This window comes from Azospirillum sp. (assembly GCF_035628975.1).
In the GTDB taxonomy this organism is placed as follows: Bacteria; Pseudomonadota; Alphaproteobacteria; order Azospirillales; family Azospirillaceae; genus Azospirillum.
In genome coordinates, this window is sequence record NZ_DASPIS010000118.1 from 17,260 (window position 1) to 37,755 (window position 20,496).

The 20,496-nt window shown below is 64.7% G+C and carries 14 protein-coding genes and 1 pseudogene; 4 read left to right on the forward strand and 11 right to left on the reverse strand.

Going from position 1 to position 20,496, the window contains the following annotated elements:
- Window positions 1-2: 2 nt before the first annotated feature.
- A complete protein-coding gene (locus VD964_RS25080) occupies window positions 3-689 on the forward strand; it encodes an ABC transporter ATP-binding protein (protein WP_324871206.1) in 687 nt (228 codons plus the stop codon).
- A gap of 142 nt (window positions 690-831) precedes the next feature.
- Here VD964_RS25080 and VD964_RS25085 read toward each other — a convergent pair whose 3' ends face one another.
- The 3 genes from VD964_RS25085 to VD964_RS25095 form a co-directional block, all read right to left on the reverse strand.
- Window positions 832-1,860 carry a linear amide C-N hydrolase gene (locus VD964_RS25085; RefSeq protein WP_324871207.1) on the reverse strand — a complete coding sequence of 343 codons (1,029 nt, stop codon included), beginning with the start codon at window positions 1,858-1,860 and terminating at the stop codon, window positions 832-834.
- A 363-nt stretch (window positions 1,861-2,223) separates the two neighbouring features.
- A complete protein-coding gene (locus VD964_RS25090) occupies window positions 2,224-2,634 on the reverse strand; it encodes a putative quinol monooxygenase (RefSeq protein ID WP_324871268.1) in 411 nt (136 codons plus the stop codon).
- 81 nt (window positions 2,635-2,715) lie between these two features.
- A complete protein-coding gene (locus tag VD964_RS25095; protein ID WP_324871208.1) occupies window positions 2,716-3,321 on the reverse strand; it encodes a LysE family translocator in 606 nt (201 codons plus the stop codon).
- Window positions 3,322-3,451: 130 nt separating this feature from the next.
- On the opposite strand from VD964_RS25095, the gene VD964_RS25100 reads away from it, so the two are divergent.
- Entirely contained in the window at window positions 3,452-4,804 is a 1,353-nt protein-coding gene (locus VD964_RS25100) for a PLP-dependent aminotransferase family protein (RefSeq protein ID WP_324871209.1), read from the forward strand.
- A gap of 23 nt (window positions 4,805-4,827) precedes the next feature.
- Here the strand turns inward: VD964_RS25100 and VD964_RS25105 are convergent, their stop codons facing one another.
- The 8 genes and pseudogenes from VD964_RS25105 to VD964_RS25140 all read right to left on the reverse strand — a co-directional run.
- The gene (locus VD964_RS25105) at window positions 4,828-5,505 is read right to left on the reverse strand and encodes a 4'-phosphopantetheinyl transferase family protein (protein WP_324871210.1); all 678 of its coding nucleotides are present in this window, start codon (window positions 5,503-5,505) and stop codon (window positions 4,828-4,830) included.
- Between the two features lie 15 nt (window positions 5,506-5,520).
- Window positions 5,521-6,252, reverse strand: a complete 732-nt coding sequence (locus VD964_RS25110) for a formyltransferase family protein (RefSeq protein WP_324871211.1) — start codon at window positions 6,250-6,252, stop codon at window positions 5,521-5,523.
- 24 nt (window positions 6,253-6,276) lie between these two features.
- On the reverse strand, window positions 6,277-6,519 hold the full coding sequence (gene dmpI / locus VD964_RS25115; protein ID WP_149224374.1) for a 4-oxalocrotonate tautomerase DmpI: 243 nt from the start codon (window positions 6,517-6,519) through the stop codon (window positions 6,277-6,279).
- A gap of 149 nt (window positions 6,520-6,668) precedes the next feature.
- Window positions 6,669-12,245: an FkbM family methyltransferase gene (locus tag VD964_RS25120; RefSeq protein ID WP_324871212.1), complete on the reverse strand. Its 5,577-nt coding sequence runs from the start codon at window positions 12,243-12,245 to the stop codon at window positions 6,669-6,671.
- Entirely contained in the window at window positions 12,245-13,261 is a 1,017-nt protein-coding gene (locus VD964_RS25125) for a TauD/TfdA family dioxygenase (RefSeq protein ID WP_324871213.1), read from the reverse strand. Before VD964_RS25125 ends, VD964_RS25120 begins: the two co-directional genes overlap by 1 nt.
- Window positions 13,262-13,319: 58 nt before the next feature.
- Window positions 13,320-14,324 (reverse strand): TauD/TfdA family dioxygenase, encoded by a 1,005-nt coding sequence (locus VD964_RS25130; protein ID WP_324871214.1) that lies wholly within the window; start codon window positions 14,322-14,324, stop codon window positions 13,320-13,322.
- A gap of 79 nt (window positions 14,325-14,403) precedes the next feature.
- Complete coding sequence (locus tag VD964_RS25135; protein WP_324871215.1) at window positions 14,404-15,945, reverse strand: amino acid adenylation domain-containing protein; 1,542 nt, start codon at window positions 15,943-15,945, stop codon at window positions 14,404-14,406.
- Between the two features lie 516 nt (window positions 15,946-16,461).
- Window positions 16,462-16,701, reverse strand: a pseudogene (locus VD964_RS25140) (transposase); the annotation flags it as partial.
- A 49-nt stretch (window positions 16,702-16,750) separates the two neighbouring features.
- Here VD964_RS25140 and VD964_RS25145 point away from each other — a divergent pair.
- Together VD964_RS25145 and VD964_RS25150 are read left to right on the forward strand one after the other, a co-directional pair.
- On the forward strand, window positions 16,751-16,903 hold the full coding sequence (locus VD964_RS25145) for a LuxR C-terminal-related transcriptional regulator (RefSeq protein ID WP_324871216.1): 153 nt from the start codon (window positions 16,751-16,753) through the stop codon (window positions 16,901-16,903).
- 410 nt (window positions 16,904-17,313) lie between these two features.
- Window positions 17,314-20,493: a class I SAM-dependent DNA methyltransferase gene (locus VD964_RS25150; protein WP_324871217.1), complete on the forward strand. Its 3,180-nt coding sequence runs from the start codon at window positions 17,314-17,316 to the stop codon at window positions 20,491-20,493.
- Window positions 20,494-20,496 lie beyond the last annotated feature (3 nt).

Below are 20,496 nucleotides of genomic sequence, written 5' to 3' on the forward strand. Positions count from 1 at the left end.
CGATGGCGGCACCGCTCGTCGAGCTTCGGGGGATCGCCAAGACCTATGGCAGCGGCGAGGCCGCCGTGCACGCGCTGAAGGACACGGACCTGCGGGTCTATCCGGGGCAGGTGGTCGGGCTGCTCGGTCCGAGCGGTTCCGGCAAGACGACGCTCCTGAACCTGATCGGCTGCATCGTCGAGCCGACGCGCGGCCGCATGGATCTGGACGGCGAGACGGTCTATGACGGGCGCTGGCTGAAATCCGACCTGCGCCGGCTTCGCCTGGAGAAGATCGGCTTCATCTTCCAGTTCCACAATCTTCTGCCGTTCCTCACCGCCGAGGAGAATGTCGCCGTCGCCCTCGATCTGGCGGGTGTTTCCGGCGGGGAGGCGCGGCGGCGGGCACGGGCCCTGCTCGACTATCTAGAGGTCGGGCACCGCCGTGCGTCGCTGCCGTCGCGGCTGTCCGGCGGGGAGGCGCAGCGGGTGGCCATCGCCCGCGCGCTCGCCAACCGCCCGCGCATCATCCTGGCCGACGAACCGACGGCGGCACTCGATTCCGGACGGGCCGGCATGGTGATGGACCTGCTCCGCCGGCTCGCCCTTGAACAGCAGGCCGCGGTCCTGGTGGTCACGCACGACGAGACGATCTTCGGCCGCTTCGACCATGCGGTGTCGCTGCGCGACGGGCAGGTAGACCTTCCGTAGCCGGTCGCCGCCTGCCAGCCCATTCGGTCCTACTCGGCGATCCGCTGAATATGGCGGTCGCGCTGTGCGGAATTCATGGCGTCCGCCCGCCGACCCTCGGCTTCGTCAGCTCAGACCTGGAGCGATACCTGGCGGAATCGCTTCAATCGGTGTTGGTGAGGCGCTGCGTGATGTCCCCGGCAAGGGCCCAGTCATACGCATCGATAGCTCGTTCGCTTGCCTTCGACCCGAAATCGATCTTCGCGAGATCGACCCAGTAAAGATTGGGAGATCTGGCGGAGTGAAAGAAATAAGTCTTGTTGGTCGAGTCGGCCAGCGTGAACCACAGTGTCGGCCATGCATCCTCGGCAACGCCGCCGGAGGTATCTTTGGCGCCCGGCGGGACTGCTACGGTGCGGGCAATGGATTGAGCGCCGGCGATGGCTTCCGGCACGCTCCTGGCCGGCGGCAAAGTTTTCAAATACGAAGCAGCCCGGACGAACCGGCTTTCCGGATCGATATCGCCCGGCATCGGTTTCGTGCCGCCGAAAAGCTTGTAATTCCGGACGTTGTTGAGCTGAGTCTCCAACGGCGGCTCGTTGGTCATCACGGTAAACTCTTTGCCCTGATGAACGGCCATTTTGCCGTCGACGAACTCGACGATGGCTGAATCCCCTTCGGCATCCGATATTGCGAGATGAAGCGGCCATTGCTTGCCGTCGTGCGCAACAGGAACGATCTGAACGTCCTTCAATCCTTCGACCGCTTCCTTGACCGAAGCGAAGTTGTCGAGCACGTATTGGGCCCATAGCAGATTCGACAGTCCGGGCCGACCGTCACGCTGCTCGTATCTGGTGTCGCCAAGATAGAGCAGGTTGGCCACGAGCCCCTTTTCGTTCATGCCGTCGCTCGTCGCGCTTCCAAACGAAGTGACGGCCACGCTTCCCAGTTTCGACGCCCAGTTGAAGGACTTGCCGTCACCGGTCTTCGAAACCCTCTCCAATCCGCGCGGATAGACGACCATCTTCGCAGCATCCGAGCGGTAAAGATCCATGGTCCGAGCGACGACATTGGCCTGACCATTCGTATTCGACAGGATGCGGGAACAGGCCGATGCGCCATGGATTGCTGTTGTTGCAAAGAAAGCAGCGACAAGCCCAACAGTCGTAACACGGGCCACTTTGTTTGCCATAACAAAGTCCTCATCCTGTGCATCCGGAACCGATATGGGGTTCCGTCAGCTTTCGCGCCAGCTTGATCGTCGTGGTGCTGCCGCAGCAGCGGTTCCCCTTCCTCTTGGAGGAGACGCATGCGCGGCCCGCACCGCCACCCGACGGCGACGACCGGACGTTCGGATCGTACGGCACAGGACTTTGGTGCACAAATCGGCGTGAGAGCGGAATTCACCAGCGGGTTGCGGTGATCAGGCGATCTTGCGGGAGACAGGCATGACACGGCCGGTCATGGAGACCCCATCCTCTCCGGAAACGGGGCCTCCGACAAACCCGGAGCGGTTCAACGCTTACCTGGGATTTGGGTATGACAAGACCACGATTCAGGCGTCGAAAAGCTCGAAGGTCTCGACGATCGGTGGCTTTGCCAGGAAATCCATGAGCAGCTTCAGGTCACCCGTCTGCTTGCGCCATGCGACGTAAGCCTGCTGCTGCGCCGCTGAGTCCCAGCCCTGGATCAGGATGAACTCGGTCGGATTTTGCGGATCCTGAAAGGAGTGGCTGTAGCGGCAGCCGGAGGCGACCCGCGTCACGGGAACCGTCTTCATGAGATGCGCCTTGAAGGCCGCGGGATCTTTGGCGCTCAGCCGCAGCACCACGGTCACGGGGTGCGATCCCGCGGGCGCGGCGGCGGCCGGTGGCTTTTCCGTCGCCTGGGCGTGTGCGGCAGACGACACGGCGACGAGGCCCAGAGTGGCAAAGCCCGCGCCCATGAAGACGGCACGACGATTCATGGAGGTCACGATGGTTTCCTTTCTTCCTTTGTTTATGGTGATCGGCAATTGCGGCGGGGGAGGGGGCGGAAGGCCGGGCGTTTACCCCATCCTTTCGGTCAGAAGCGGATGAAGTGAAAGGACGAGCAGAACGGCCATCGCGACGTTGAAGACCCGGTTGGCCTGCGGGTCGCTCAGCCAGCGCCGCAGCACCACCCCGAACCCGGCCCACGATCCCACGCAGGGACCGTTGATCAGGCAGAACAGGACGGTGATCACCATAAGATCGCTCACGTCGCCGGTCGGCGGCATGTAGGTCGCTATGGCGCCCGTTGCCATCACCCAGCACTTCGGATTGACCCACTGGAACGCTGCGGCCTCAAGGAAGGTCAGCGGATTGGCGTTCGTGGCCTCGTCTTTCATCGCACCCGAAACGGCGATCCTCCAGGCGAGCCAGAGCAGGTATGCCGCCCCGACCCAGCGCAGCACGGTGTGCAGCGCTGGAAAAGCCACGAACAGGCTGCCAAGGCCGGAGCCGACCGCGAACACCATGGCCCCGAAACCCAGGCTTACGCCGAGAATATGAGGAACCGTCCGCAGCAGCCCGTAATTGACGCCCGAGGCCAGGAGCATGGTGTTGTTCGGTCCCGGAGTTATCGAAGTGACGAAAGCGTATGCAGCAAAGGTGAGAATGAGTTCGAACGTCATCGAAGCGTCCTCAAGGAACGACTGCATTGCGGCGACCCTAAAACCATGACACTCTTGGGCATAACGTTATTGTGTCATATGACACTATTAGGGTGTTACGATGCGTCTTGCCTCGCCTTGGTCGGCGCGAATGGCCGATGTCCCCGGCCCGGTCCATGAACGGCTGGCAGCGGCCTTGGCCGACGACATCGCCCAGGGCGTCGTGCCGGCCGGAGCGCGCCTGCCGTCGCATCGCGATCTTGCCTACCGCTTGCGAATCGGGCTGGTGACCGTGACCCGCGCCTATGCCTTGCTGGAGCGCCGCGGACTGGTGAAGAGCGAGCGCGGGCGGGGCATGTTCGTTGCCGGCGGCACCGGCGCGGCGGCGAACGTCGTCGACATGTCCGTCAACACGCCGCCGCAAATGCTCGCCGACCGGTTGCTCGCCGCCACCTTTCAGGCGCTCGCCCGCGAGATGGATGCGGCAACCTTCGGCAGCTATCACCCGCCCATGGGCAGCCTCGCGCATCGCCGCACCATGGCGCGCTGGCTTTCCGATCATCGGATGGAGGTTCCGCCCGACCGGCTGCTCATCACCAACGGTGCACAGCATGCCCTGGCCGTCGCCTTCGCCGTCGCACTCGGGACGGGTGGCCGGCTGTTCACCGAGGCGGTGACCTATCCAGGCGCGATCTCGCTCGCCCGGCATGCCGGGATCGCCATGACGCCGGTCGCTCTCGATGACGAGGGCCTGCGGGCCGATGCGCTCGACGCGGCCCTGGCTGCCACGGCCGGCGCCGCCGGCCGGCGTGCCGTCTACGTGACGCCGTCCTTGCACAACCCGACGGGCGCCAGCATGGCAGCCGCCCGGCGCGCCGACATCTTGCGGGTCTGCCGGGCGCACGACGTGCTCGTCGTCGAAGACGATATCTATTCGCTGTTCGCACCGCGCGACCTCCCGACGCTCGCCGACCTCATGCCGGAGCGGACATTCTATGTGAACGGCCTTTCCAAGACGCTGAACCCTGGACTGCGCCTCGGCCTGCTGGCCGTGCCGCCGGCATACCTCAACGCGGCCCGCGCCGGGCTCCAGGCCACCTGCTCCATGGCATCGCCGATTTCCTGCGCCATTCTGGAGCGCTGGGTCGTCGATGGCACCGCGGTCTCCATCGGCACGTCCATCCGCATGGAGGCGGCGTGGCGCATGGCGTTGGCCCGCGAGACTCTGCCCGAACTGCGCGTGCCGTGCGACCACGCCGGCTTCCACGCCTGGCTACCCATGCCTCTCCTCGCCGCCGAGCGGACGGCCCGCCGCGCGGCGACGGCGGGCGTCATTCTGACGCCGCCCACTGCGGTGATGCCGGACCCGGACGTCGGCGACTCCGGCCTGCGCCTGTGCCTCGGCGGACCGTCGCGCGCCGACCTGTCCCGCGCGCTGACCACCCTTCGCAATCTGCTCGACAGCAGGGCGGACGAGGGGGAGGAGCGCTCCGTCGCCGTGTGAGGGCGGGTTGCCGGGCCGCGTCGTCACAGCCGGCACTGCGTCACGCAATGGTCTTCCGACGTCTTCACCAGGACGCCGACCTCTCCGAACAAGCCGGCCTCTTCGGTCAGCTCCGGCCGCAGCCTGAAGCTCAGCGCCGTCGCGGATGCCTCGGTGCAGGTGACCTCGTTGAATTCGACGACGCGCCGCACGCGGCTGTGGATCGCCTTGTAGACGGCCTCCTTGGCGGAGAAGAGAACGGTGAACGCCATACGGCGTTCGTGGAACGGCGCCAGCAGAGCGAATTCGCGCTCCGTCCCGATGTCCGGGGCCAACGCCGTTGCGTCGTCGCTGGAGACCACATGCTCGATGTCGATGCCCAAGCCCAGGTAACCGGGGCGCAGCCCGGCCATGCACACGACCATGCCCTGAGAATGAGAGATGCTGCCCACCACGTCCCCGGGCCAAAGCGGCGCTCCCCGCTTGCCGACCGGCAGCGGAGCGGGTGCGAGGCCGAGCAGCCCCAGAGCCCGTGCGGCGCAGGTCCGTCCGGCCAGGAACTCGATCTGGCGTTTCGGCACGGCCCTGCGCAACGCCTCCGGCAACGCGATGTCGCCATGGGCGAAGACCGCCCCGTCCGGCACGCGGTAGGCTCCCGTCACGAAGGCCAGTGGTCCTCCGGGCGCGCCGATGTCGAGGCGCATCTCACAAAGCCGGATCATGCCGAGGATTCCGGCCTAGGCCTTTTCCGGGACGATCCGCCCGTCCTCGACCGCCTTCAGGAAGTTGATCAACGGCTGGTCGTTGTAGGCGTCCAGGACGTGGGAGTAGGAGCGCAACTTCTGCAGCGTCATCAGCGAGCCGGGGCCGTCCGGTTGGGCCGTCGTCACATAGTTGCCGGCGATGATGTCATCCCATTTTTCAGCCAGAAGCTCGATGGCCGACAGAATCTTCTTGTAGTAGGTGGACCTTAGGGTCTCGCGCTCGATATCGAAGCTCAGGCTCTTCTGACAGATGATCCGGCCGGTGTCGTAACTGCCGTCCATCTCGTGAATGGTCACCCCATGAGGCTCGCCGTTCAGCCAGCTGGAGAAGTTCGGATTCAAGCCGCGCCCGTAGGGGAGCAGGCTGGTGTGCAGATTGACGAAGCGAACCTTGCCGAAATGCGGGTCGGAGACCGGCAGGACGCGGAGATACCCGAAGCAAATGAGCAGATCGAACGGGTATTCGGCATAGAACTTATAAATGTCGAAGGTCCGAACGTCGCGGTGGTAGACGATCTCCAGGTCGCGCTTCGGTACCTCGTTCTCGATGATATCGGAGAATTGGCTGAGCACTAGGATCTTCATTCGGACGCCGATCGTCTTGGGGTCTTGAAATCGCATCATCATCGGGCTGTCGGGGAGCGCGGGGCCGGAGGGCATCCATTCCGATGGGCGATGCGTGCTCCGGCCCTTCAGCTTCGACAAGCCTCTTCCGGCCGGGGCGCCGGATCAGCCTTCCGAGACCGTCCCGGCGCCCTCGTTCCGCGCGCGCTGCTCGGCCAGACGCTGCTTCAGTTCCTTGACGGTGACGCCCCCAACCGCGATGTCCTCGTCCGGCAGTTCGTGGATCGACACCAGGAAAAGCTCCTTCGGAATCCCGGTGATCTTCACGGAAATATCCGTCAGCTGCTGGATCAGCTCGGCCTTGACCTCCTTCGTCAGCGCTCCGGATTCAAAAACGATCACAGGCATGACTTGTCCTCCGACATGTGTGGTAGCGGCGACGGAATGAGAATCCCGGCCGATACCGATAGTTAGCAAAGGTTGAAAAATCATCCGCCGACACACCCGGACGCCATGTGACAGTTCGTCTCACGGCGGCCGGGATGCGGTCGGTCCGGCTATGCCACCGCCTTGGCGGACACCAGGTCCCGCAGCAAGCCGTGCAGGCCGGAAAGCTCATATACCGCGAGCGGGTTCTCCATGATCACGGCGTGCTCCCCTTCGATCTCCGCGAAGGTGAAGCGTCCGTCAGTCAGGTTGCTCCAGGCGATCATGTCCTGCCGCCCGCAGGAGACGTCGTAGCGCGGCCAGATCGAGGTCAGTTCGCACCGGCGCAGGGGCTTGGGGTCCGGCCGGTAGCTGGCCGCCAGCTTCGACATGCCGCGCAGCTTGACGAACACTTGGGCGAGCAGGTCGTCGTCGCTCAGGAACTGTTCCGGCATGCTCTTCATGCGGATCAGCTCGTTCTTCAGCTCGCCGTCGGACAACAGGTGATAGTTGGGGGGCGGAGCGCCGATGGTCGGCGCGCCGGAGCCGATCACAACCAGCCCGACCGGCTGTACCGTCATCCGCCGAGCCACCTCGTAGGCCAGGATGGAGCCGAAGCAGCTGCCCACGAAGACCATCGGCGCCCCCGCCAGCGGCGCAAGGGCCTTGACCATCGCGCCGACGAAGCGGTCGAAGGAGGCGCCCGAAAAATCGGAGGCGTTGAAATCCGGATACCGGTACGCGTGGATGCTGACGCCATCCGGCACCCGATCGCACCACGGGTCCAGAACCGATGGGGCGACGCCGACCTGCGGGAAGCCGATCAGCCGCGCCTTCACGCCGCGGGGTTGCGGAGGCGTCAGTTCGACGAAGACCGCCTGGACGGCCTTGTCGAAGCCCCGGCAGAACGCGACCACGTCCCCGACGGTCTCCAGCTTGAGGAAGTCCGCCAGGGTGAAGGTCGTCGCGAACGCATCCATGATCTGGCGCGCGACCCGCACCATCTGGAGCGAATGCAAACCGAGGTCCGCCAGAAGTTCGCCGTCCGTGGGCGCGTAGGGCAGGCCCTTGGCGATAATGCCGAGAACCGTTTCGCGGGTCCCATCGTCGGAGAACCGGCCCTGCTGCCCCGTCTCGGCCTGCATGAACCGCGCGACGGCCCGCGCGAAGCTGGCCTTGAGCTTCTGCGCGAGGCTCTCGTCCATGCGTTCCGCGTCATATTGGAAGCCGAGGCTGAGACGGTCGGCCGAGAGGTCCCAATCGACCGACAGGGGCATCATCGCATCGACGGCAAAGAAGCGACGTTCCGTCTCGTGCTTGTCACCCTTCTTCCGGTCCGGCTCGGCGAACTGGATGAAGTTGAAGACGGTGTTGATCTCGGCGCGGCCACCGAGCCACCCCGACAGGCGGTCGTGCGAAACGGCCTTGTGCGGGAACACGGCCCGGTCGAACTGGTCGAAGCTCCGCGCTTCCGTCAGCAGGTCGTTCCCCCGCGCCGTGGGAACCGGCAGCACGTTCAGGAAATTGCCGATAGCGTCCAGGGAGCCCTCGACCTCTGGGCGAAGCGAATACACCACGCCGATCTGGGACGGCTTGTCCCCGAACGCCTCGCGTAGGGCTTCGACGTGCAGGGCGAACAGGATGCCCTTGGTCGAAAGCCCGGCCCGCCGCGAGCAGGCGTGGAGGACTGGGAAGAACTCGTCGGAACCCAGGACATTGACCTGCTTCATCCGGGCCGGCTGCGAACGCCGACGCGGGCGCGCGAAGGGCTTCGGCGCGGCGACCTCGGCAAAGCGCGTCTCCCAGAAGGCACGCGTCTCGTGGCTGCCGTCGGCCTCGCTCTCGTTGTCGGTCACCGCCGCGAAGACCGTCAGATCGTCGGTGGTTTCGACGGCGATGCCGCAATAGCGCTCCACGAGTTCGCGGATGATCGCGTTCAGGCTGTACCCGTCGAGCGCGGCATGGTGCTCGGCCACCAGGATCTCGAAGACCTGCGGCGACCGCTCGAAGACCCCGAAGCGCACGAGACCGCCCTTCAGGAGGTCGAACCGGCTCGCGCGCTCGCTGAACACGCGGTCGGTGATCAGCGCTTCCTGCTCGGCGTGCGAAAGTGCGGTCAGGTTCTCATAGCCATGGTCGCCGTTGACCGAGTGCGGCTCGAACACGAAGGAAACGCCGTCGTCCTCGAACTCCACCCGGGCGGAGAGCACGGGGTGAGCCGCGCGGATGGCGTGCAGGGCCCGCCGAAACTTATCCGCGTCGAAGGGAAGCAGAACCGGCGTGATGGTCGCGTTGTGGAAGACCTGGGCGTCGTCCCGCGTCATCGAGGCGAGCAGCTTCAGGCGTTGCATGCTGGTTGCGGGCCAGCGGCGGACGTCTTGCCGGCTTGCCGGGATCGGGGCGGTCCCGCCCGCATCGCCCGCAACCTTTGCCGGGTCATCGGTCCCGTGCGGCAACAGGCCGGCGACGGTGGGATTGGCGTGCAGATCCTTCAGGCTGATGGCGATGCCCGCCGCACGCGCCTTGGACTGCATCAGGATGGCGCGAATGGAATCGCCGCCGTTGTTGAAGAAGTCGTCATTGACGGTCAGGTCCGGCTTGCGCAGCACCTCCCGCCAGATCGTCAGCAGCGTTTCCGCCTGCGCGGCGGTGTCCACCTTCGGCTCGGCGCGCGGAACGGAGAACACCGGGGCGGGGGCAGCCGGAGCGGGAGCCTGGTGCGGCAGCAGGCCCGCGATGGTCGGTTTGGCGTGCAGATCCTTCAGGCTGATCGTAATGCCCGCCGCGCGCGCCTTGGACTGCATCAGGATGGCGCGAATGGAATCGCCGCCGTTGTTGAAGAAGTCGTCATTGACGGTCAGGTCCGGCTTGCGCAGCACCTCCCGCCAGATCGTCAGCAGCGTTTCCGCCTGCGCGACGGTGTCCACCTTCGGCTCGGCGCGCGGAGCGGCGGGAGCCTGGTACGGCAGCAAGCCGGCGACCGTCGGCTTGGCATGCAGATCCTTCAGGCTGATGGCGATGCCCGCCGCACGCGCCTTGGACTGCATCAGGATGGCGCGGATCGAGTCCCCGCCATTGTTGAAGAAGTCGTCATTGACGGTCAGGTCCGGCTTGCGCAGCACCTCCCGCCAGATCGTCAGCAGCTTTTCCGCCTGCGCGGCGGTGTCCGCCTTCGGTTCGGCACGCGGAGCGGTGGTCTCGGTTTCCGTTTCGACAAGTGTGGAAGTCATGGTGTCGCCCGTGTCCTGAGCATCGATCAGTTGAAGCAGGCGCCGCTTGTCCAGCTTTCCTTGCGGCGTTCTGGGAAGTTCCGGCAGGATCTTCATCGTCCGCGGAAGCATGTAAGCGGGCAGTGTGGTGCGCAGCGCCGAAAGGATGGTCGCCTCGGTGATATCACGGCGCGGAACGGTCGTTCCTTTCGGGAAGCGCACCGTGCGGACCTGGGTTCCGCCGCGCGCGTCCTCGCGGAACGCGATCAGGTTCCATCGGTCCGTTCCGACGAGGAACGGATCCTGCTGCGCCTTGACGACGAAGCCGGCCTGTTCCAGCAGCGCGGTGATTTCCGCCCGCCGCCCGCCGGTCATCCCGCCCGGGTCGTCGTGCAGTTCCATCGATATGGCGTTGATCATCCCGAAATGGCGCGGCTGGATGCCGCGCAGGACGTCCAGTTCCGCGCGTTGCACGTCGATCTTCAGGACGTCGATGCGCTCGATGCCCGCCTCGTCGATCACGTCCGAGAGACGGCGCAGGCGGCACGGGTGGTATTCCGCGTCGAATCGCCCCTCCAGAACCTCGTCGAGGTTGTCGACCAGAAGCGCCGCCGACTGGTCGCCGCTCTCGGCGGCTTTCGTCAGGTAGCTCTTGATGACGTTCCGCTCGCCCGATGCATCCGCATAGGCCTGCTGGCTCGACATCATCGAATAGCCGGGATAGTAGGTGAAGGTCTCTTCCCGCTCGGTGTCGGACAGTCCGTACGGAAAGATCGACACGTTGGCGGCATAGCGACCCATGTTCAGTTCCAGCCGCCGGCGGATGGGCGTCAGAGGCTCGAACGCATAGACCTTGGCTTTCGGGATGTATGTGGACACGAACAGGCTGAACAGGCCGATGTTCGCGCCGACGTCCACGACGACGGCGTCCTCCGGATAAACGATGTCCTCGTCGACGTAGATGCGATCCTCGAAGATCTCCTTGAACTGATAGGTGGTCTCGTTGACGTTGATGCTGGAAATCCGATGCCCTGTCGGGACCTCGACCACCAGCTCGTCCTTGGCCTCGGTGAAGGACGGCAGCCGGTCCGCCACCACGCCTGCCACGATCCGCGGGTCTCCTTCGACGCTCTTGTCGATCAGGACGGCGGCGTTCCGGACGCCGGGCAGGCGCTTGATGCAGGCCTCGATCTCCCCCAGCTCCAGCCTTTGCCCGGCGACCTTCACCTGATCGTCGCGGCGTCCGAGGAACTCGAAGCTGCCATCCGGCAGACGGCGGACGAAATCGCCGCTGTCGTAGCATCTGGCGCCGTTCGCGGCGGTCGAGAACTTCGCGTTTTCGTCCGCGGATGCCCCGATGTAGCCGATGGCCACGCCCGCGCCGCCGATTTGGAGTTCCCCGTCGGCGCCGGCCGGCAGCTCGAAGCCGTCGGGGTCGACGCACGCCACCGAAACGCCGGTCAGCGGATAGCCCAGTGTGGGGCGCGTGAAGTCCTTCACCCGCGCCACCAGCGTGTTCACGGTGGCTTCGGTCGGTCCATAGACGTTCCAGACGTCGCAGGACGTCCACTGCCGGACCTCGTCCCAAAGGGCCTGGTCCATGGCCTCGCCGCCGACCAGGATGGCCTTGGGCAACATCTCGGGCCGGCTGCCGAATCCCGCCGCGATCATGGCCTTCAGGATCGTCGGCGTGACGTCCAGCGCCCACAGCCGGCTATCCGCCACGAAGTCGATCAGGGCTTCCGGATCGGCGCGGACATCGGCCGGGACGGGAACCAGGGTGCGCCCGAGCGCGGCCTGGAAGAACTGCTTCATCGACGCGTCGAACGCCAGCGGCGCGTTGACGGACAGCCGCAACCGCCCTTCGGCCGGCGTGAAGATGCGCTCCTTCAGCGCCCTGAGGAGATTGACGACCGAATGCTGGGCGACGACCACGCCCTTGGGCTCCCCGGTCGAGCCGGAGGTGAAGAGGATATAGGCCTCATCCTCGCCCGAACCCGGATGCGGCTTGTCCGACGACGGCGGATGGCCCAGCACCGGCAGGACCGGAACGTCCAGGACGGCCTCGGCGCGGGCCAGCTCGGACGGCTCGCAAACCGCCCCGGCCGCCTTGGCGACCGTCCGGATGTGCCGGATGCGGTCATCGGGAAAATCCTTCAGGATCGGCACGCAGGTCATGCCCGCGCGAAGAACGCCGAACATCGCCGCGGCCGCGTCGAACGACCGGTCCGCGAAGATCAGGATCCGGTCCTTCGGCTGGAAGCGCCGGCCCAGTTCCGCAGCGAGGCGGGCGGCGGCATCCGCCAGTTCGGCGAAGCTGTAGGAACGGTCCGCGGCGACGAAGGCCTCCGCCTCGGGCATTTCGGCCACCGTTTGCGCGAACAGGTCCATGATCGACGTCGCATCGGGACGGATCACCGGATGGACCGGCCGCTTGGGGCTCCCCGGCTCGTTCTTGATCGCGGCGGAGGCCGGCTCGGTCTGTTCAAGCGTATCCATCACACTCTCCTGGAGATCAGGTTGGTCATAGAGACCAGCGTCGTCCGGCGCCCCGTGAACGGCGCGCGGCCATGCAGGCAGCGGACGTTGTTGAGGATCATCACGTCCCGGTGTCCCCAGGGGAACGTGCGCAGGCAGTCTTCGTAGATGCCGCGGATCTCCAGGATCATCTCGTCGGGGATGGGGGAGCCGTCGCCGAACTGGACGTTGCGCGGCAGGTCTTCGCCGTATGCGTCCACCAGTGCGGCGAGCAGCGCCGGGTTCAGCGCGGCCCTGTGGAAGATGTGGGCGTGGTTGCAGAACAGCTTCCTGTCCGTGCCCGGCTCCAGCGCGAAAGCCTTCTGCCGCTGCCGCGTCCTCAGGTGATCCTCTCCGAGCCACTCGAAGGAAATGTCGTTGGCGCGGCAATACGCTTCGACGTCGGCGCGGTCGTCGGTCTGGAAGGCGGAGCGCCAGTCCATGTCGATCTCGCTGCGGAAGTTCCGCGTGTAGAGGACGTCGCGCTCCGAAAAGGCCTTCAGGATCGCCGGAGAGATGCGCGCGGTCGCCAGATATTCGTCGGCGACGGGCGTCTCCCCACCGGTCTCGGCAAGCGTATCGGCGTAGAAGAAGATTCTCTCGGGAATCCGCTGCGCGAACGACATCTCGTGGTGCAGCTCGATCCAGTTCGAGGACGAGAATTCGGTCGAGGTGAAGACGCCGCTCACCACCTCCGTCCGTGCCGCGGCACGCTCCAGGTAGGGCAGCGGCTCGCGACCGAAGCCGGTGACGACATCGCGGAACTGCGCGGGGGTTTCCACCGCGAAGCCGCGGAACAGGACGCCGCCATGCGTGGCGATCATCTCGTCCAGTTCGGGCTTGTGCCTGCGGATGTAATCGGACAGCGGCCGCGACCGCGTGCCGTCCTCGACGACGGCGATGAACTTTTCGGTCTCGTCGACGAAAGCCGACGGAACGGGGCGATCGGCGGCAACTGTGCGTGGGTTCAATTCGGGCGCCGTGAACTTCGCGGACATGGGAATCGTCTCCGACATGGGAATCGTCTCCATTGAGCGGTAATCGGGCGGGATGCCGTCAGCGGCGGAGGGTCAGCGGCGACCGGATGGACTGATAGGGTCGTGCCATCAAAGTGTAGATGCGCCGCTGGCCCGAGAAGGGATCGCGCCCATGCTGGCAGATCATGTTGTCGAGGATCAGGACGTCGCCCTTCACCCAATCGAAGCTGCGCTTTTCGGCGGCGACCGCCTGCCGCATCGCGGCGAGGTCTTCCGGCGAAAACGGCTCGCCATTGCCGAAGAAGGTGTTGGTCGGGACGTTTTCATAGCCGACCGCCTCAATCAGGGCTTCGGTGATATGCGGTTCGAGGCTGGTGACGTGGAAGAACAGGGCGTGGTTGAACCAGAGCTTTTCTCCGGTGACCGGGTGGTGCTGGAAGGCCGAGCGGTACTGCCTCGTCTTCAGCCGGCCTTCCGCGTCCCAATGAAAGTCGATGTCGCGCTCCTTGCAGAAGGCCTCGACTTGGGCGGGTTCCTCGGTCTGGAAGGCGGTCTGCCAGCTCACGCCGAGGCCGGGCGTGTAGGTGCGCTGGTACAGGATGCCATGGGCCTCGAACCGTTCGACCAGCGACTTCGGAAGTCGGCTCAGGATGCGCCTGTTGTCGGCGATCGGCGTGTTGCCGCCGGTGCCAGGCTTCGTGTGGCAGAAGAAGCAGATGAAGCATGGCCAGTTCAGAGTGTAGGACTGTTCGGCATGCAGTTCGATGTTCTGGTCCGGCGGATGATCCGTCGACGTGTAGACCCGGTCGCTGACCGCGTGGCGGGGCGAGGAACGCTCCGAGTAGTTCAGGATCTCGGTGGAGATCTGGGAAATGATGTCGAAGAACTGCTCGGGTTCGCGAACATCGAAGCCGCGCAGCAGCACCGCGCCGTGTTCCGTGACCAGCTTTTCAATCCGGTCCTTGTGATTGCGCACATACGCGACCGCATCCGGGGCGCCGGGCGCCGGATTGATCACGACCGGAAAGGACGGCTCGATGGCCGGCCTGTCCGATTGAAGCGCAAGGCTGGTCGTCTGGCTCATGGAGGAATGCGCCTTATTCAGTTGAACAGGGTTTCTTCATGTGACGCGCGATGAGGCGTGGCTGCCGACGGCGCCGGCTTCAGGCCGCATCGAGTATCGGGGCGGGCAGGTGTCGGCTTTCGAGCTTTCCGCTGGCCGACAGCGGAAAGGCATCCAGAAAGACGAAATGCCGGGGACGCATGTAGATCGGCAGCCGGCGCGCGACGGCGTCCTGGATCGCATCGCGCACGCCGGCCTGATCGCAGCAGTCGGGCTGCGTGACGACATAGGCGACGATGGTTTCCCGCCCTTGATCGCTGCCCCGGACGAGATCGCGGAGCTGCGTGCTGGCCTGAGCCACCCCCGGCACCGACACGATGACCTGCGTGATCTCCTCAAGCTCGATTCGATGTCCGCGAAGCTTGATCTGCGAGTCCAGGCGTCCGATGAAGTGGAGCAACCCGTCCCGCCCCAGGCGGACGCGGTCTCCGGTGCGATACATGATGGCACCCCGGCGCGGCTCGCCCGGGCAGGGCAGGAAGCGTTCGGCGGTGAGATCCGGGCGATTGATGTAGCCTTTGGCCAGCCCTGCCCCCGACAGGCACAGCTCGCCGGCTTCACCGGGGGGAACAGGCGAAAGGTTGGCGTCGACGATGAGGAATTCGTGCCCCGGAATCGGCGTGCCGATTGGGATCTGGTCGCCGACGTCATGGTCGATCAGATGTTCCGTCGAAAAGACGGTGTCCTCCGTCGGTCCATAGAGATTGTAGACCCGCGCAATTCCGGCGCGGTGAAGCTGCCGCACCAGGGGAGCGTGGACAGGTTCGCCGGCGAGCAGGCAGGCGCGCACCGCCCGCAGCGGCAGCGGAAAAGCCAGGAGCGCCGTGAGGGCCGACGGCACCGCATTAATCAGGGTGATTGCGGAGGATTGCGGCAGATCCGCCAGACTCAGGATCGAGTTGACAAGGAACAGGCTGCCTCCGCACGCCAGCGGCGCGAAGATCTCGAAGATGGACACGTCGAACGAAAATGAGGTCGCGCCCAGCGCGCAGTGGAGATCTTCCTGCGAAAAACGGTCCAGGGCCCAATCGAGAAGCCGGGCCCCGCTGCCGTGAGTCGCCATCACGCCCTTGGGCCGGCCTGTCGTGCCGGACGTAAACATCACATAGGCGAGGTCATCGGCCGCCACGGCTGTCGGATCGCATGGCCTGCGCGGCCCTGCCAGATCGTTCAAGGGCAGGATGCGGCAGCTTGGCGCTTGGCCCGCATACCGATCGGGCTCATCGGTGACCAACCAGCGGCCACTGGAAATTCCGACCATGTAGGCCACGCGGTCCTGCGGGAATTGTTTGTCGATGGGGAGATAGACGGCACCGAGCGCCATCACCGCGTAGACGGCTGCGATCGCGTCGAATGTCCGACAGGCGGCAAGAGCAACGATATCGCCCTTCCGCACGCCGGCCTCGTCCAGGGCGCCGCTGATCTCCTCGATGCGCGCCAGCAGTTTTCCATAGCTCCACTGGCGATCCGTCGAGCGTAGGGCAATGCGGTTCTGCATGCCGCGCTCGTTGCAGCGTTCGAAGAAGCGGCCGTGCAGCGATTCTGCATAAGCCGTTCCATATGCGTCGGTGGTGCGAAGCATTCAGGCACTCCAACAACCCACATATATTTGTATTATCCGGTGTATTCGGCTCAGCGTTTCTCTGATTACCGCCGCCGAATGCCCTTTTTCATCTCGCTTCGCTTCTCGGGCAGCGAGGATGCCGCTGCCTCCCACCGGCAAAGCACGTCATGCAGGCGACGCGATCCAGACGGAGTTCGGTCCAGAGCAGAGGGTTTCACTGCGTTCTCCCTTTGCCGGATCGGAGCCTTGCGGTCTCGTCCGGGCGTTTTTGCTAATATATATCTACCTCGGGTTAGAACACACTTGCATGTATTCAATCGTAGGTGTGTACCGTACCTGTATCATGCAGTTTTGGTAATGCAAGGCTGATATGTTCTGTCAAAGCGGAGCGTTTTGACGCACCAAAGCCCATGCGTGGGCGCAAGAATGCCTCGGGGTGGCTTGATCGTGCCCCAGGACGTGGTGTCTGAGAGGGCCTGTGTGCTCTTCGGCGAGCTGAATCTGCCGGTCTAATCGGCTGCAATGGGCAGCGGGTCAGTGACTGGAGGGTTGGCACAGCTCGGTCAGGCTTTCCATGGTCATGTAGCGCCGGCACACCGTCCACTCGTCGTGCTGTTCCAGCAGCAGGGCGCCAACCAGCCGTACAATCGCGCCTTCTCCAGGAAAGATACCAACGACGTTGGTGCGCCGCTTGATCTCGCCATTCAGGCGCTGCAGCGGGTTTGCGCTGTGTAGCTTGGTGCGCAGGTCCTTGGGGTAGGCCATGTAGGCCACCCTCACCGACCGCGAGCGCGAGGTGTTGGCTTGCGCCATCGGCGGTCTGATGAACAAGCCGATCGCCGGGGAACTCGGTCTCTCGGAGATAGCGGCAAAGGTGCACAAGCGCCACGTGATGGAGAAGATGGGCGCCCGGTCATTGCCCGATCTTGTCCTCATGGCCGCGCAACTCGGGATCCCCGCCCGGCGGCGACGGTGAATGGCCCGGGCCGGCAGCCCGGAAAGCAGGATAAGTGGGAAGCGGATTCGATGCGGTAAAACGCCGCAGTATTGACGGCTCGGGGCGCTTCCCTGTTGCTCGCGTCATTGCCTCCTGCCGGTTCCCCGAAACCTGCCCTTCGTTGAATTCCATGGCAGGGAAGGGATGATCGGCCCAAGGCTGGGGGCGGCATCCTTATCATGGACCCAATATATACGATCAAATGATCGGAAGAGATATCGTTTGAATTCTAAGAATTATCTTGTCGATAAGAACAATGATGCCGAAAGCATTCAAAAGCATGTTTCCCCGAAAGAATGCACATGTTTGGATGTTTTTCGAGCTTAATCTTACATTAATATTTATGGCGCGTATCTGATGTAGATAAACATACCAAAGAACGTGCCAAGATGCTTGAAAACGCCATGCGGCCTCGCATGACGGTGGAGGATTTCGTCCGAAAATGGGGACGGTCCTCACTGGGCGAGAGCCAGGGTTCGCACGAGCATTTCATCGATCTCTGTCATGTCCTGGCAGAGATGCCTCCTGCCGAAGCCGACCCGTCGGCGACCGATTACTGCTTCGAGAAAGCGGTCGCGAAGACGGACCGGCGTCCGGGACGGGCCGACGTCTGGAAGCGTGGCTGCTTCGCGTGGGAGTACAAGGGACCCGGCCGCAATCTGGACGAGGCCTATGCCCAGCTGCAGCGCTATGCGCCGGCCCTGGCCAACCCGCCGCTGCTGATCGTCAGCGACATGGCGCGGATCCGGGTCTACACGAACTGGACCAACGCGGTCACGGTGACGCACGAGATCGGCTTGCGGGATTTGCTCGATCCCGACCGGCGGGACATCCTGAAATGGGCCTTCTCCGATCCGGAACGGCTGCGCCCCGGCCAGACGCGGGCCATGCTGACGGAGGACGTGGCCGCCCGTTTCGCGACGCTGGCCGCCCGGATGGTGGCACGCGGGCACGACCGCTGGACCGTCGCCCATTTCCTGATGCGGCTGGTCTTCTGCATGTTCGCCGAGGATATCGGCCTGCTCGGGAAGGGCCTGTTCACCCGGTTGCTTGACGAGGCCGCGCACGACCTGGCCGACTTCGCAGCCCTGGCGGAGCAGCTGTTCCGGTCCATGAAGAACGGCGGGCGCCTGGGGTTCGAGAAGGTCGAATGGTTCAATGGCGGCCTGTTCGAGGACGCCGGCGCCCTGCCGCTGGACGGCGACGACCTCGCCATCGTGCGCGAGGCGGCGCGGCTGGACTGGTCGGAGATCGACCCGACGATCATGGGCACGCTGTTCGAGCGCGGCCTGAGCCCGGAGCGCCGCCGGGCGCTGGCGCGCGAGGTGGTGCGGCGCGACCGCGACGGCCGCTCCAAAGGGGCGGTGGGGGTCTACTACACGCCCGAACCCACCATCATGAAGCTGGTGGAGCCGATCATCACCCGGCCGTTGCGCCGCGAATGGGCGGCGGCACGGGAGCGGATCACGGCACTGCTCGCCGACGCCAGGGGGGCGGCACCCCGGCGACGCGAGCGGGCATGCCGCGACGCGCGGGCTCTCTATGACCGCTTCCTGAAGCGGCTGCGCCGGTTCCGCGTGCTGGATCCGGCCTGCGGCTCCGGCAATTTCCTGTATCTGGCCCTGCGCGAGTTGAAGGATCTGGAGCACGAGGTGGTGATCGACGGGGAGACCTTCGGCTTTCCCCGCCAGCTCGAACTCGATCTGAAGGGCAACAAGCGCCCGAAGACCATCGGGCCGGAAGCGGTGCTGGGCATCGACGTGAACCCGCTGGGCGTCGAGCTGGCCCGCATCTCCGTCTGGATCGGCGCGATCCAGTGGATGCGCCGCCATGGCTACGACGTGCCGCGCAACCCCATCCTGCAATCGCTGAAGACCATCGAGCAGAAGGACGCGCTGGTCGACCTGATCGGCGGCGAGACTCGCTGGCCCGATCCGCTGGCCTTCGCCGCGGCCGGGAACGACGGCGGCGATGAGGATGACGGGGAGCCGTACCGGATGGTCATCGTCGGCAACCCGCCCTTCCTCGGCGACAAGACGATGCTGGGCGAATTGGGGGAGGAGTATGTCACGCGCCTGCGCCGCCTGTTCGAAGGGCGTGTGCCGGGCGCGGCCGACCTCGTCTGCTACTGGTTCGAGAAGGCGCGCGCCCTGCTGGAAGAGGGTAAGGTCGAGCGCGTCGGGCTGGTCGCCACCAACTCCATCCGCGGCGGCGCCAACCGCAGCGTCCTCGACCGCATCCGCGCCGACGGCACCATCCTGGAAGCATGGTCCGACGAGCCCTGGACGGTGGACGGCGTCGCCGTCCGCGTGTCGCTGGTGTGCTTCGGCCCCAAGGGCCTGGACGAAACACCCCGGCTGGACGGCCGCGAGGTGCCGGAAATCTTCGCCGACCTGACCGCGGGCGGCGTGGATTTGACGACGGCGAAGCCGCTGGCGGAGAATGTCGGGGTGTGTTTCATCGGCACCCAACAGAACGGCCCCTTCACCATTCCTGGAGCGCTTGCTCGGGAATGGTTAAAGCTTCCGATGAATCCAGATCGCTCTCGGAATCAAGAAGTTCTCAAACCCTGGATCAACGGATTGGACATAACGAGGCGCAGTTCCGATACATGGATCATTGATTTTGCGATGATGGACGAAGGGAATGCAGCGTTTTACGAAGTGCCTTTTTCTCATCTGGAACAAGTCGTAAAGCCCTTTCGGGAAAGAGTGCGGCGCGAAAGTCGTCGCAAAAATTGGTGGAGGTTGGGCGAATCAATGCCTACTCTCCGAGCGTCATTGTCTCCCTTGAACCGCTTTATTGTGTCGCCTCGTGTTGCGAAACATCGCTCTTTTATCTGGGCAGAGGCTGGAACCCTGCCGGATTGTCAAGTGGTCGCCATTGCTCGCGATGACGACATTACGTTCGGTGTTTTGCACAGCCGATTCCACGAACTCTGGGCCTTGCGTCTCGGAACAAGCCTGGAGGACCGCCCCCGCTACACACCATCCACCACTTTCGAAACCTTTCCCTTCCCGGAGGGCCTGACGCCTGATCTCCCTGCCTCATCCTACGCCGACGATCCCCGCGCACAGGCCATTGCCGAGGCGGCAAAGCGGTTGAACGAGCTGCGGGAAAACTGGTTGAACCCACCGGACCTCGTGACGCCGGAGCCGGAGGTGGTGGAGGGCTTTCCCAAGCGCCTGCTGCCGCGCGACGAGGCCGCCGCTGCGATCCTGAAGACCCGCACCCTGACCAATCTCTACAACCAGCGCCCGACCTTTCTGGCGAACGCCCATGCGGCTCTCGACGCCGCCGTCGCCGCCGCTTACGGCTGGCCGGCCGATATTTCCGATGAAGAGGTTCTACGCCGCCTCCTGGCTCTGAACCATGCGAGACCGGCGGCGGATGCGGTGAAACGCCGGAAGAAGGCGGCGAAGCCGATCGACAGAGATCAAGGTCATCTTCTGCTTCCGCTTCCGGGCGGAAAACCGGCGCAGTTCGACTCTGCAGGAAAGCCCGCGACGGAGCCGCAACCCGTTGCGGAGCCTTCGCGTATAACGCCGCACCGGAGAAAGGCCGGGTGACCA